General features: G+C 38.4%; 13 protein-coding genes. 4 read left to right on the top strand and 9 right to left on the bottom strand.

Translation table 11 applies throughout. The features are described 5' to 3' along the window. Positions 1 to 218: 218 nt before the first annotated feature. The 4 genes from RHM67_RS10300 (at position 219) to RHM67_RS10285 (ending at position 2,971) form a co-directional block, all read left to right on the top strand. Positions 219 to 695 (top strand): hypothetical protein, encoded by a 477-nt coding sequence (locus RHM67_RS10300; protein WP_322232127.1) that lies wholly within the window; start codon positions 219 to 221, stop codon positions 693 to 695. 36 nt (positions 696 to 731) lie between these two features. Next, complete coding sequence (locus tag RHM67_RS10295; RefSeq protein ID WP_322232126.1) at positions 732 to 1,232, top strand: hypothetical protein; 501 nt, start codon at positions 732 to 734, stop codon at positions 1,230 to 1,232. Then, positions 1,148 to 1,657, top strand: coding sequence for a hypothetical protein (locus tag RHM67_RS10290; protein ID WP_322232125.1), 510 nt, complete (start codon positions 1,148 to 1,150; stop codon positions 1,655 to 1,657). The genes RHM67_RS10295 and RHM67_RS10290 overlap by 85 nt, the downstream gene beginning before the upstream one ends. A gap of 534 nt (positions 1,658 to 2,191) precedes the next feature. After that, positions 2,192 to 2,971 carry a tetratricopeptide repeat protein gene (locus RHM67_RS10285; protein ID WP_322232124.1) on the top strand — a complete coding sequence of 260 codons (780 nt, stop codon included), beginning with the start codon at positions 2,192 to 2,194 and terminating at the stop codon, positions 2,969 to 2,971. Between the two features lie 772 nt (positions 2,972 to 3,743). Here the strand turns inward: RHM67_RS10285 and RHM67_RS10280 are convergent. The 9 genes from RHM67_RS10280 to RHM67_RS10240 form a co-directional block, all read right to left on the bottom strand. Further along, a complete protein-coding gene (locus tag RHM67_RS10280) occupies positions 3,744 to 4,265 on the bottom strand; it encodes a hypothetical protein (RefSeq protein ID WP_322232123.1) in 522 nt (173 codons plus the stop codon). 5 nt (positions 4,266 to 4,270) lie between these two features. Beyond that, complete coding sequence (locus tag RHM67_RS10275) at positions 4,271 to 6,442, bottom strand: peptidase domain-containing ABC transporter (protein WP_322232122.1); 2,172 nt, start codon at positions 6,440 to 6,442, stop codon at positions 4,271 to 4,273. Between the two features lie 4 nt (positions 6,443 to 6,446). Further along, positions 6,447 to 7,310 carry a DUF6625 family protein gene (locus RHM67_RS10270; RefSeq protein WP_322232121.1) on the bottom strand — a complete coding sequence of 288 codons (864 nt, stop codon included), beginning with the start codon at positions 7,308 to 7,310 and terminating at the stop codon, positions 6,447 to 6,449. Positions 7,311 to 7,353: 43 nt separating this feature from the next. After that, entirely contained in the window at positions 7,354 to 8,397 is a 1,044-nt protein-coding gene (locus tag RHM67_RS10265) for a glycosyltransferase family 61 protein (protein ID WP_322232120.1), read from the bottom strand. Between the two features lie 47 nt (positions 8,398 to 8,444). Beyond that, positions 8,445 to 10,805: a carboxypeptidase-like regulatory domain-containing protein gene (locus tag RHM67_RS10260; RefSeq protein ID WP_322232119.1), complete on the bottom strand. Its 2,361-nt coding sequence runs from the start codon at positions 10,803 to 10,805 to the stop codon at positions 8,445 to 8,447. Between the two features lie 107 nt (positions 10,806 to 10,912). Further along, a complete protein-coding gene (locus RHM67_RS10255; protein WP_322232118.1) occupies positions 10,913 to 11,116 on the bottom strand; it encodes a hypothetical protein in 204 nt (67 codons plus the stop codon). Positions 11,117 to 11,207: 91 nt separating this feature from the next. After that, positions 11,208 to 12,809, bottom strand: a complete 1,602-nt coding sequence (locus RHM67_RS10250) for a vitamin K epoxide reductase family protein (RefSeq protein WP_322232117.1) — start codon at positions 12,807 to 12,809, stop codon at positions 11,208 to 11,210. 421 nt (positions 12,810 to 13,230) lie between these two features. Continuing rightward, positions 13,231 to 14,316 (bottom strand): glycosyltransferase, encoded by a 1,086-nt coding sequence (locus tag RHM67_RS10245; RefSeq protein ID WP_322232116.1) that lies wholly within the window; start codon positions 14,314 to 14,316, stop codon positions 13,231 to 13,233. A gap of 502 nt (positions 14,317 to 14,818) precedes the next feature. After that, positions 14,819 to 14,983 (bottom strand): hypothetical protein, encoded by a 165-nt coding sequence (locus tag RHM67_RS10240; RefSeq protein ID WP_322232115.1) that lies wholly within the window; start codon positions 14,981 to 14,983, stop codon positions 14,819 to 14,821. Positions 14,984 to 15,007 lie beyond the last annotated feature (24 nt).

The raw sequence follows: 15,007 nt of genomic DNA, 5'->3' as shown, positions 1-15,007 counted from the left end.
AACTTTGTCCGCAGGTACCGTCAATACAAAAACTTCGAGCTCTTTTAGGGGGTCACTTTCGCGTGGCGAGAGGGGTCACTTTGCTTTGGCGAAGTGGGGTCATCATCACGCGGCAAAAGGGTACTTCTTCAATCGGTCTGATGGGGGCATTTTATTGAGTTTTATCCACACTATTGGCGTTCCTCTTTATTTCGGGAAAGGCGCAAGATTATATTGCCATGGGTGATTCTTGCGTCAAAACGAAGGACTATCTTTGCGCCGCCAAAAATTACGATCTGTATTTGGCAAAGATAGAAAGCCGCTCGAACATGATCGCCTACAAATCTGCCAAGGCATGGGCAATGGCGGCCGACAAAGAACGCACCATAGCCGCTATTAAGATATACGTAAAAAATAATTACGAGAATGATTATCCCATTTTTAGTAACCGGCTGATCAAGGAAGAGGCTTTCGACTTGGTAAAAGACGATGAGCGCTACAAAGCCATTTTAGCAGCCGTTATTGCAAAGGAGAATATAATTAAAGCGGAGGAAAAGAACAAGGCAGATTCGATAACGGCTTACCAGATCCGTTTAGAAAAAGAAAGCTTATCAAATAAGCTCGAACTGAGTAATGGCAGCGCAACAGAAACTTACAAGCGTATAAAAGCCTACGATAAATATCCCGACATAAAGCACGAAACGATATCCCTGTAGTTTAAAATTACGGATAGTCTGCATACGGACTTCCTGGTGGTACTGCCGAAGGATTATGATGCGCATAAAAACTATCCGCTATTGTTTTTTCTGCACGGCGCGGTAAGCAGCAATATGGGTTACCCGGATTATGCCGATGCAAGGGACACTAGTGGCTGGAACATGTATTATACCAAATACGCCACTGTCAATAAAGTAATAATGGTATATCCTATGGGTAACCGCGATTATAGCTGGATGTATCCAGACAAGGGGTTTTACATGATTCCCGCTATGATTAAGCAAATCAAGCAGGTAATCAATGTGGATGATAACAAGGTTTTTATCTCGGGACACTCTAACGGCGCAACAGGTTCTTTCTCTTACGCTATAAAACAGCCATATTATTTGCGGGCTTTTACGGTTTTAATACCCGCCCACGGGTGGCGACAGGCGGCACCTATATCAGGAATTTGCTCAACTGGTCGTGGTTCAATGTATCGGTCGATCAGGATTACTATTACCCACCGGCTGCACACGATTCGCTCGACAAAGTGATGAAAGGCCTACCTGCAGATTACCAGGATCATCGCTACAACGGTTTCCCGCATTGGTTCCCGCAGTTTAATGAATCAGAACCAGCTTATAAGTTGTTGTTTGCCGACTTGACGTTTCGAAAGCGCAATCCTTTCCGCCAAGCTATTAATTGGGAATGCGATGATGTAAATTATGGCCGTTGCGACTGGCTTGGAATAACGGCTTTAGATACGGCTACCGCTATTAAAGCTGCCTGGCATAGCCCTATCAACTTTAAAATAAATAAATGGGTAGTATTGGATAAGGCAGCCAAAGCTCACGTGGTAGATACTGTGATGAATGGCTTCGTATACCGCAAACGTTCGGGTGCGATAAAGGGTAGCTACAACAACAATGTATTTACCATAGAAACATCAGCTGTTAATGCGGTACGAATTTACTTATAGCCGGAGATGGTCGACTTTAAAAGGCCTGTTACAGTAACCGTAAACGGCAAGCAACGCTTTAAAGGAAAAGTGAATTACAACAAATAATTTATGACAAATGAATTTAAAGCGACGTTAGACAAAAAGGCCCTTTGGGTGAATTATATAGATGTAAACGCAAAAACAAACGGTATAAAATAGGGAATTGTTCATAAATCTTTCGAATTTTAACCTGCTACCGACGGCTTACACGGAGCCCGTAGGGGAAGCTTTTCGAACCCCTTTTTAGCAGATCTAAGACTATTAGCCGCCTCCTAATTATTCGTAAGATCTTGATATAAAGTAAATTATGAAAATATTGGAAAAAGCCTTCATCGAAATTTACTTTACATAATACTTTATAAATGTTCGAGTGCTCCAACTTTTTTTCCTGTAAGAAAAGAAGCAAAAGAACCGAAGAAGATTTAGGGCTTTTGAACTCATGAACAAATGAATATCGCATCGATACTTTGTGGTTAACGGTAAAGCTCTAATATTGTACACATTTTAAACTCTATGAAAAAAATCATACTAACTTTTTGGTTGCTTTTTATTGCGATACTTTCGTTCGGACAAAATGCAGAAGAACTGAATAAAAAATCAAAGGATTTTCTTTCACAAGGAGATACTAAAAACGCAGCGCCATTTTTGAAACAAGCCGCTGAACTTGGAAATGCCGAAGCTCAATATAATTTAGGTTATTGTTATCAACAGGGGATTGAGGTCCCAAAGAATGACAGCATCGCAAATACTTGGCTATTAAAATCAGCAAAACAAGGATGGCTTAATGCACAATTTAAAATTGCGTATAGCTATGCCGCCGGGCGAGGAACGAATAAAAATGACATACAGGCGTTTTTTTGGTCTTTACAATGTGCAAAACAAGGTGACCCAGAATGTATGTTTAACGTGGTTAGCTGTTATCAAGATGGTATTGGTACAAGCAAAAATATAGACAGTGCATTAACGTGGGCCACCCGACTTGCCATACTTGCAAACGCAGAGGACCTGCAATCAAGTGGGAAAATCACATCTGCAAGAGCCAACCTTGCTGAAATGTATTACAACGGAAAAAATGTTCCAAAGAATTTCGCAAAAAGCTATATGTGGTTTCTTATTTATAACGAAAGTAAACGGGACTTTTCTATTCTTGTTCAGCAAAAAAATATTGACGTAATAAAAGAAGTTGAAAAACTATTAACACCTGCTGTCAAAGAAAAAGCAAAAGTCGATGCGGAAAAGTTATTGAACCGTAAGTTGACGAATATGGCCCATATATACGATCAGGATTTATAATAAAGCAACGCCCTATACTGAGGGAAGTTTGCACTTTCAACGTAAATATACTCACCTTGCGGTCGGTGTGTTTATCAACCACCACACTGCGAAACTCCGTAAACGAAATAGTCTTTAGACTTACGCCTAAAGACTTTCATTTTAATCAAATAGCGGGAACAGGACTAAAGTCGAACCATTTAACATCCGATTTGCAAATCTTTGCTACGATTTAATTTGGTTCGAATCCAAATGGGTTCACAAAGCTAACGAGATCCCTATTGGACTTTTTTCGAACCATTTCTTAAGAAATTTGAAAGAAATATCGAGTTTATTGTAAAGGGTTCGAGGCCAGTCTGGGAGCGCAATCTTTTTATAATTAGAAAGTAAACACGAAGTGGAAAATTTACCTTTAAAACTGTTGTATTTTCGTGGCCAATGTTTTGTACGTCCTTCCAGTAAATAAATGGGCAAGACCTTTTTATGTAAAGCATCTGCCATAACCAATATACTTTCTAGGGCCAAAAAAAACTAAAAAAAGAATAAACATAACTGGCCTATTCTTCTTAAAACTACTTAAAAATAACAAGTTGATTTTCGTTCCATCTATATTTATTTGATCGAAAATCGCAGGGACAACGCGAAAATGAAGCGCACGCAAAGATTCAAAGCAGTATAAACCGGATTAAAAGCCCAAAAACGCAACTCACTCTGCAAATGCAGCGGTTTGATTTAATATGAACTTCGTGCTCATAAGGTACTATTGAATGTGTGAATATTGCTATAAACTTTATCAGTTATTATGTTTCTTTTTGAAGAAAAAGCTAGAAAGCTTCCTTTTTTCAACCAAAATTGTGGCCTCATACGTTTTAGGGACTATAATCTGTAAATTATTTTTATCAGACCGATCCTTTATAGGTTTGATCTCCACAAACACCACCCTCATTCCGTCCCTACTTATCGCGGTGTAAATGCGCTTAATTGATCCCTGGTATGTCCCTAAAGAGCGGCCATGGATGCTCAAATCGAGCAAAATTGGTTTTATGTTCTTTATTTCATTAAAATTGGCTTGAGAAAGTCTAATTAATCCATCTGCCCTATAATCGGATGTTCCCGAGGATTTATAATCTAGCTTTAATATCGTTAAACTTGTCTGGATCGATTTGGGAAATGTGACTAGTAAAGTATAACTCAGGATAGACAAGGCTACTAAAGTAGTTAGTAACATTGCTGTACGAAGGGAATTTGAGGGAAGGCTGGAGATGACGCTAACCAACTCGGGATCGAATTCTATTTCTGATTCTTTTGTTGTCATGATTTTTAAACGCCCAGTTCAAGTTGATTTTTTACTAAATGATAATAATAACCGTTTAGTTTGCAAAGACTTTCATGTGTACCCTGCTCGATAACTTTGCCTTGATCTAAAACAATGATATTATCCGCATGGCTTACCGTACTTAAACGGTGCGCAACAATGACCACTGTCTTTCCTTTGAAAAAGCCGTTTAGGTTATTGATGATCTGCCTTTCATTATTGGCATCCAATGCATTTGTTGCTTCGTCAAATAGGATATAATCAGGATCTTTATATACCGCTCTCGCAATGAGTATTCGTTGTTTCTGTCCAGCACTTATCCCGTTTCCCTCAACACCGATCTTAGTTTTCAAACCAAGAGGTAGTCCGTGAATAAATTCCTTTATATTAGCAATCTCCTGTGCATATTCCAGGCGATCAGGATCGGGGACTTTGTCTGAGACTGCGATATTATTTTCGATGGTATCAGAAAAGATAAAGCCCTCCTGCATCACCACTCCACATCGGTTTCGCCAATGTTTAAAGCTTATAGAGTCGATCGGGCTGTCACCTACAAATAGGCTTCCTTCATGTGTATTATAGAACCGTAGTATCAATTTTAGCATGGTTGTTTTTCCGCTTCCGCTGGACCCGACAATAGCCGTAGTTTTTCCTTCGGGGATTCTGAGATTTACATGCCGAAGCACCCACGGATTGCCTGCTCCTGGGTATCTGAATGATACATCCTGAATGGAAATGCTGTTGTCAGAAGGCAGTTTTGATAACAGGTTTGAACCCATTGGCTCTTCGTCGCCAAGAGCATGTATTTCATTTAGCCTCTCCAAGCTTATTTTTGCATCCTGATAGGACTGGACAAATTGTAAAATTTGCTGCACAGGTGATATCAGCTGACCAACTATATATTGTATGGCCAGCATACTTCCTAAACTTAACTGACCATTGATTACTGACTTTGCACTTAAAAATGTAATAATGATATTTACGCTTTCCGTGATCATCGTCGCCCCGCCCTGCTGGTATTGCGTAATTTTTAAATTCCGAATATTGAAGTGGAATAAGCGTACTTGTATGCGTTCCCAACCCCATCTTTTTTCACGCTCACAATCTGTCAGTTTTATCTCCTGCATACCATTAATCAGCTGCATTATGGAATTTTGATTGCGGGTATTGATTTCAAAACTTTCTGAATTCATTTCCCTTCGCGTTTTTAGAAAAAAGACGAGCCAGCAAGTGTATAATGCACCACCAGTAATAAATATAAAAAAAATAGTTACATCATAAATACAGAGTAATATCGAATATGTACCTAATGTCAATATTGAAAATGCTGCTGTAATCGTTGAACCAGTCAAAAAGTTCTCGATTTTTTTTTGGTCATTCATCCTTTGCATAATATCTCCCGTGAGCTTACTATCGAAAAAACTCATGGGCAATCTGGCCAGTTTCGCTACAAACTGAGAAAGTATTGAAATATTGATGCGGCTGCTGATATGTAATAGCAGCCAAGAACGTATATAATCGACCGATACCCTGCCAATAACGATCATAAGCTGACCGAGGAGCAAAATATAAAGAAAGTTTAGATTACCATCTTTAATGCCTACATCTACAACCGCCTGCGTTAGTATCGGCAATAGCAACTGCAGAATGCAACCCACCAATAAACCGAAAAATAATTGTAAAAGGAAATATCGGTAGTTTTTTAATTGATGAAATAAATTGCTAAATCCTAGGAAATTAACATTGCCGTAATTTTTTTCAATTTTTTTTTGGGGTTCCAATACCAATACTATACCCTGTTCGCTGCCTTGAATTAGCCATTGCGGCTCGAAAGCTGAACTCGGAATAGCTAATTTTCCAACCGCAGGGTCAGCTATATAATAACGTTCTTTACTAATTTTGTATAATAGGACAAAATGGTTCTGGCGCCAATGCAAAATCGCCGGTAATGGAATATCTTTTAATTCGCACAGCTGTAATTTCATCGCTGCGGTGGAAAAGCCAATTTCTTCTGCAGCATTAGCAATACCTAAAAGAGAAGTTCCTTCTCTGTTGATCTCACACATTTTGGTCAGTTCGTGTTGGGGGATTTGTCGGTCGTAGTGCGTGCAGATCATTCTGAGACATGCGGGCCCGCAATCCATTCCGTCGTATTGTTTATGAAATTTGAAACGCATGATCTTAATATTTCAGAATTACGGATCTTGTTATTCGAAACCTATCCGGTAAAGTTTGGCCGAGTAAAGAAAAATCGTATACGTTTTTAAAGTGGATCATATGATAAAGCATAATTTCAAATTGACTTTTAAATGTGAGAACACCTTTTTTCCAAGTTAACTGGCCTGGTAAACCTTCTATGATATACAAGTCAAAAAACGCCCTGATTTGTTTGGTTGCGCTTAACCTAGCGACTACATGTGTCATGCTGTCGATCTCTGTGACACATTCGTTATAGGGTTTACCCGCACTGAATTCGTCATGCGCGAAATTAGTCTCGTCAAAACAAAAGTGTTTCTCAGAAGAGAAGACTCTTTTATAATCTGTACTGTTCTTATACAGATTATTCATTTGCACGTTGTTTCTAAACAAGACGAAGCATCCGGGAAGCCAGTCGGGCCTGACGCTGATAATATCGTGATCGTTTAGTAGCTCTGTGGTCATAAATCCTCTGATATTGCCGTAAATTACATCAATATCGCCATGGGCCCAAAAGTCATAGTTGCAGACGTAATTCTGGAAAATCAATCCGTACGCCGGTTTGAAATCACACATTTTATAAGGAAAAGCTATGCACGCCATTAAACCAAGTCTAACTGAAACGTACGAAGCCATATCCTGAAATTGGATTGGAATTATTTTGATATTGACCGGTAAATCTTTGTCCAGCAGGAGCTGGTCAGTAACAATAAAAAAATCAATAGACGGGTTGTATTTGCAGGAATGTATGAATAGATGGAAATAGGGTGGTAGTTCACCGAAGTAACAGGAAATAATTGCTATTGTTGGCTCTTTGCCATTTAGCGAGTTATGAAGATCTTCCGTCATATTGAATGATGATTCACAAGGTGTAGTCAATTTCGCGAATAATTTACTTGCTGCGTTTATCTTTCGCACGCCCGGCCAGCATCATTTGAACATTTCGGTCCAATTCAGTCGGGTCAACAAGGTAATCACTCGTAAAATAATCTTCGGTGCCAGAAAATTCACAGGGTTGATGGTAATAATTGATGTCCAATACACTTGCCATGTACCAAAAAGCAAAACTGGGATGCTCAAGGTAGTTCGTATGTAACTGATGCAGTTCAAGTACGGACGCCCCTGCTTTCATAAACATTATATTGGTTAAACCGGAACCATGTGTAGAAATAAGATATCGCGTCTCAGACATGATCAATACCTGCTCAAGGAAAGTGTAATCTTCGGGGTAATAGATCGCAAAACCATGGCTGATAAGCACGTCCTCAGTCTCCGCTTCGTTAACGATTTGCCTCCGTCCCGCCTTTTTCCGGCTTAGGTAAATCTTACTGCTGAGTAAGGATTTACGGGACTTTATAAACTTATGGTAAAACGACCTGATCTTCTTAAGTTGTATCGGGTGATAGCTGTCACAAACAGGCTTAATTTGTGGCATACATAAATTTTCAACCAGGAGATTTTTACCTTCTGGGATGTAAACGATTTTTTGAACCTTAAACGGTGCAAGAGACCCTTCTATAAAATCTACTCCTTTATATTGTTCAGGAAGTAATAAGGTCATTTTATCCAGTTTGTGCCTGACCATCCACAACCGATAAATCGGCTCAGAAAGCCAATGGTAGTAGTTAAACCAAATGGAATGAATCAACAAATAGGTGTTACCGTCATAGAGTTCAACTACGGACTCCGGTCGTTCTAAAGCACAGTGATAATGATGGGATACTTCGTTCAAATAATCATCGTATTGATCAGCGTAACCGTGGTGGCATTCTTTTACTAAGCCATCCGCGGTTACACACAATCCGGAATTGGTTACAAATACATTTTTCAAACGTTTGATCGAAGGCCGCTTCCAAAGAAATTTGTTATTTTGTAGGTATAATCCGCGTAAATCATCACGGACGTTAAGAGGAACGGGAACTTTCACTACCATCATAAATTTAGGTTAAAATCATTGATTGCTATATGCTTTTGTCAGTGTAATTATAATACTTGATAGACATCCGCTATCCTGCCTTTGCTGTCTATACCTTCAATTTTTATAATATACCTCACCGACCTGTCGAGCGGAACATTGATTGACATTTTCCCATTCTTATCGAACGTAGCATTTGGATCCCAATAAACTGACCGCACTTGATTTTGGGGCTCACTAGGATTTAGTGCATCATAACGTGGTTTATAAAACTGCCTTGCTTGATAAATTCCATTGACAGTTAGGGGTAAAACGCCGTTTGAACCTAATTTGACAATTTCGTTAGGACTAGGTCGAGTTTTTATGATCAATACTCCGTTTCCATTTGTCGGATTGGTTAAGGCTGAAACAGATTCAACTTTTGTGGCATCTATGCCATTTATATTAAAATACCTATCCATCTCTTGGTCGTTAACGACGACTTTCATTGGTCCGTCTATTGAGTATTTTGAAACAGCAACATAAATATTCAGATCGCTGATGTAAGGAAATAATACGCCATGAAGCGACCCCATCAATTTGTTGATTAATGGGCCACCTCCGTTAAATCTGTCGGATCCAAGAATTTGATCCGCTATCCCGTATTTTGTCATAAGCTTTTGACGCCTGGTGCCTTTAATAGCAACTTCTTTCAGAACTTTACCTGAGAAGGTTCCGCTTGATTGTTGAACACCAAGCGTTGGCGTATTGCTATTTTCAAAAAGGCCGCGTGCATTTGGCTCACCGAGTGTCTTGCCTAAGTTTTCAGAGGGTAGCTTATCGGCCGCATCGAGAGATATGTTCACTCCTTTGCTTCTGTCATCAACGTTGCATTGTATGATTACAGATGTCTTGTCAATGAAATCTTTAAACGTAAACCTTCCGTCACTATTAGATCGGTCAGTGGCTATGATTTGCAGGGAATTAGTTAAAAGGTTTACAAGAAGGTTTTTTAGCGGTGTGCCTTTTTTATCGGTCACTCTTCCTGATATTTTAAATTCTTTTTCAGGCAAAAACCTAAGTGGCTGCGACAACAGCTCTTTCAATGATTTCCACACCCATTTACGGTAACCATGTGTCAGCATTACCAGATCCAAGTTTCGTCGGATAGCGAGGTTGTCATCCCTGAAATAGTAATTGGCGTCTTGGACATAACCTTTCAAATCGGAACTAAGCAACAGGTACCCTAAAGGGCTAGGGGTGAATCTTTCTGTGGCCATTGTCTTACTGGTTGCCATAACGGACACCGCGAAACTGCCTGCTGGACTCGAGGTATCAAAGTTCGTGATTTTAAACGAAAATAGATCTTTTCGATAAATCGAACTTGTAGAATCTTGGGCATTGATCCTTAAATTGTCCGCGTTTTTTATAAAAATTTGTCTTTCACTAATCACTTTCCCTTCAGGCGAAACGAGAACCAATTGCGTTATCCCGGTTCTGAGGTTTCCCTTGGCAAGCTCAAGCGATATTGACGGCGTATCAAGTGTACAAGGGACTGATTTCAATAGATCTTTACTGTATATTATTAATGTATATATTTTATTCTTGTTGCGATCAAAGTATTTTTGGTTGGTTTCAAGTATAATGACTGCCTTACTTAAAGAATCATTATTTACGGAGACAGTGATTCCCTCGTCTTGAGCGGTGGGCAAGTTAAAAGTTAAGGATTGACCGTCAGCAAATTTCGCCGTTGCTCTGTAAGTCAAACCCGGTGAAGGCAAGATGTAAAAATATCCCATCCCTAAATGTGAGGATGCAAAATGGCCGACCTCCTTTCCAAAATTATCCATAATTGAACCGTTCACTTCAATACCAACACCATCAGAGGATGTGGCCTTAAAAGCTATTTTGGATCTTAATCCTAATACCATGTAACCGCCTTCTGGAAAAAATTGCATCTCATTATAAGTAGTTGCTATTGACTTAGTTGAAGGAATTTGATTTTCGCTGTAAAACGAACGAATGAGCATAGGCGCCTTAAAATAGTTCCGTTCATTTTTCATGAAATTGGTATAAGCTCGAATGGAATAATTCCCCCCTCTCAGGGTATCCGGAATATAAATATCTCCTAATGCTGTGCCCTCCCGCAATTTTAATATCAATTGTTTTTCGACCTTATTGCGATTATTTAGCAGCTCTACATATAACAACTGGCTCAGATCGGACAACAAATTTCGTTCACCCATGGTTACGAAAGCTTTAAAAAAAATCGTGTCACCGGTTTGATATTCTTGATTATTAAAACTCAAATAAACTTTCTCAGTAGGATGCGTTAAATTGACTGATCGAAGCGTTTCAATAAGTTGCGTCGTGTCTGATTTCCTAACGGAAACTGGTTGTGCAGAAACTTGGAAGGATATAAAAATTGCAATAAAGAAATATTTCAACATTGTCTGATAAAGTGAACGGTAAACAAACCCTTGCTATGCAAAAAATTTCTGATATCGCTAATATAAGGGTTAGAATTGGGGAGCCGTTCAACAGGCTCCCCAAAAAATTAGTAAACGCAAACGCCATTCGAGCAAGTGAAACCGCATCCAGGAATTGTTCCCGAACACCAGTAACCATTTTGCTGACCGCATCCGGCACATGGAAAGCTGCCACCGCCGCTACCGCCACTGCCGGCCATGATGTTTTTCAACTCATTTTTTGAAAGCATGTTTTTAACGCTTTTAAAGTCCAGTTTTTGTTTTATTTTCATAAAAGGTTTGTTTTAATTATTACCGTAATACGCCCCGATAATTTAAGCGGCATGAATTTTAAAAGATCAGCATCTTTACTGGCCAAGTATTTTAGTTAAATAGGTATTTCAAATCGGGAAACAAATAATTTTTTGGCATCATATGTCCGTTCAATAATACGGTGGGTGTCCCTTGAGCTTCAACCATCCGGCACCAATCCCAATGCTGCTGCAAAACAGCTGATGCAGACTCATCCCAGGAAATGGGGTGTCTGGCAGCCCATGCTTTGTAGTTTTTATAAGGCTGGGCATACCAATCCCTCAGTGCATCTTTGACTAATGCTTTATTTGGTTGCTGGTTGAGGGCGATCAGATGCCGGCATACGATGTTTGATTTTCCATCATCCGTATTGTCAGCCATCAGCACAATGCTGAAATTTACATCATCCCTGCCCTTTAAGAATTCATCTATATTGAGGTGAGCATCCGAGCAGTGCCGGCAATATGGTGCTGTAATAACCGTAAATTTCAACAATGCTTCTGGATTTCCCAAGTTTATGGTAACGCTTTTATCAGGATCAGCGTACTTCGGTTCATTCATCAGCATTTTTGTAAAAAACTCAATGTTATATTTAAAATGCCTAAGCTGATACCTTAAATCATTCAAAGTTTGAATTTTAAGTAATGCCGGCTTTATTAGGAGCCATAAGCAAGCCGGAATAATTAGGCACATGACTAACAGGTTCGCCGATTTTAGTGTTAATGCTTCTGCATTTTTAAAATGTGGAAGTAACGGATTACCTGTTACAAGGCACAGGAATTCCAGCCATATTATGGCTTGGACGGCGCAGCAGAACAGACACCACTTTTTTGCGATAAATGCCTGGAAATAAATAGAATAGAACGTATAAGGTAAGGCAATAAAGTTCAATACTTTCAGAATATTGAAAGTAAAATCGGAGGGCGACAATAAAATAGCGAGAAACGTTCCGGAAAAATAAAAGAAGCCAACATCGCTCCATGATAATGTGCCAAATACCTTAGCTGCATCCGATGTCAAAATCATGTTGCAGTCGGTCTTTTTCCCGCTCTTACAAAGCTTCGTTATCAATGGGTTCAAGCTATTAATACTTTGGATTAGCAATAAAATAGCAACGAATAAACCGCCGGTCTTGGCAAGTACAAGGAATGTGATCCTTATGTTAATGACAGCTAAAAGGTCGGAGTAAAGTAATAGGGACGAAATAAAAAACAACGCCAGCAGGCTTATGATACCTGGAATTTTAATTTTTTGTAAAAATTGAATTATTTTAGAAGATCGTTTGGTTAGTTCTGTAGGTTCGGCAATTAAAACAATGCCTTTATAGATAGTTTCAAAATCGCTTTTTTTTATTTTATAACTGCCGCTTTCATTTTTATAAAGGTAAAGATGGGAAGGTGTGATTTTTCTAACCAAAACCAGTTCTTCGTCGTTTAAATTAGTTAATGCAAGAAATGGAACTTCAATATTGTCCAGCTCGTCAACTTCACATTTAAAAGTATATGACTCAATTTCGAACGTTTTAAAAACATCGGCTATGGCGAATAGGCTGGGATAATGCGGATGTTTTAAAAATTCGTCTATGATCGTCTGCGGATCAGGATTTATATCCAATGATTGCAGAAGACGGATAACGGTAGATTCGCAATTAGGTAATACTTTCAGTGAAACCATGATAATACCTTATAATTTAGAAATCGAAAGCGTAATACCTGTCAATAATAAGACAGCGTTCATCCAATATCCGAGATATATCAAAATGTTCACCAAATGGATTACCAATTACCATTTAATTAATCTCGAGTAATCGCGCTTTTAAAGCGTAAGGTCACTTTACCCACTTACGTGTATTAAGCACATATCCAGACCAATTGACTGTGATAATTTAATAAAAAATTTAGCAATGCTCAAACGAAATAAGAGACTGGCCCCTTACGTTGAGTAGAATTAATTATAATCGGTTTATAAATGCATTTGCAATATAAAATATTTTATTGTAAAAGAAAAAAAATATTTTTTTTCTTTTACGTTTTATTAGAACATGAAATGATACATTAAATTACTGTTGATAGCTATTACTTTAACATCACTTTTTCTACCTCAGTAAAGCTTTTTTAAGTGATCTAAAACAATTGTCGGCCGAAAACTCGTTCTTAACGAATTGATATGCGTTTTTACTGAGAGTTTTACGGAAATCGTAATTTTCAATAAGTGTAGAGATTGCCTTTATAACCAATTCTGCTGTATCGGCTAACACAAAGGATAATGCAGCTTGACTTTCAATTCCACTCGCACCATGAGATGAGGTCACCAGTGGTACACCATAACCTAAAGCTTCAATGTTCTTTATTTTGGCTCCCGCGCCGAAGCTCACCGGGTTGATCACAATATCTGCTGTTTTGTAAATGTCTGGCAAGTTGGGGCAGAAACCTTTGATGTCAATACGTTTCAAACCATGATCATTTATAAAATCACAAACTGTCCCATAAATTAGTAAGTTTAATTGATCATAAATTGCTAAGAGTGACGGCCAACAATCATGAATAAAATTATTGATAGCATAAACATTTGGTAGGTAAGAGCTGGCTACAAAAACTATATTTTTAACGGAAGGCCTTACCAGATGCGGATGAGTTGTTGGCGCGTGAGGACAAAGAAGAACCTTGTTTTTCCCGATAAGGCTTCCGATTTTATTAAAATCGGTTGTAGTTAGTAAAATAACTTTATCATAAGCTGCAAATATATTTAACTCATCTTCAGCGTTTACGGTGAACATATTATCGTTAAAGCCAAACTTTAAAAAACTCGCTTGTCTGTCACTAATGATGTCATGAGCATCTAAAAAGATTGACCCTTTCCAGTGTTCGGGCAAACACTCAAGTAAATAACTATTATGTAAATATTCAACGACAATATGATCGAAATGTTTTCCCAAGAGAAACTGAGAGAATTTGTTTTGGTATTCTTCGGGATTGAGCACTTTTAATGGCTCCAGCGCGTAAAAAGAAATACCGTAAGTGTTCTTGAGGTATATGTTAATATTATATGGTGTGGGTCCGGTGAAAGCTACAGTCAAGTCGACGATCTTAGAGATGTAAGAGATCAATTGTGCGATTCGGACTCGATTTCCAGAGCACAATTCCCAAAAACGCACATCAGTGATCATTAATACTTTTTTCATAGATCTAATCAAATTTATTTTTCTATTTAACGTTCGAAAAATGTCACATCCCTATGATAAATTAAGGCATTCTTATCCATTAATCAAACTGTAATTTTTATCAAGAAAGTTTATATGATGCTGATGTGTGCCTCAGTTTTATAGTTGGCTGCACTTCTTAGTGAAATCCAGATAAACGTCGGGTATAGTGAGTAAACGTTAGTTTATTTACATTATCGCGATGAAGATATATCATTTCAAAAAAAACTATTTTTCACTTAGTCGTACTGGAATGTTTTCGGATGTGCATCATTTGATTCACGTTGCCTTTTAAATGAAATATTAATGTAAAGGAAGCCGCCAAGTGTAAAGCGTAACACCGACCCTTAAACTGCTGGTCGTTTCAGCTGTGCGTTTTTTAAAGGTCCTGTCTGTTTAAAATGTCAATGACTATAAGAAATATCACCAGCGATATTATTGCATTCGAAAAAAGGCGATAGTTATCGTGGTTTAATTAAGGGTTTTAAACGTGGTTTGTGTAGTCGATTTTGGTTGATTCATTTTCAATATCGAAATTCTCAACTAACGGCTTAAAAAATGATGTCAAATCAAAGCAAGCCATGTTTGAAGTGCCTTCAAACGCTTGCTGAAGCAGCAAAATCCCGTAAGCTTTCACTTCGTTCTGCATATAACAATGTAACAATTGGGATGA

This window comes from Mucilaginibacter sp. 5C4 (assembly GCF_034345625.1).
Lineage (GTDB): Bacteria > Bacteroidota > Bacteroidia > Sphingobacteriales > Sphingobacteriaceae > Mucilaginibacter > Mucilaginibacter aurantiaciroseus.
This window is presented reverse-complemented; position numbering and strand designations above follow the sequence as displayed.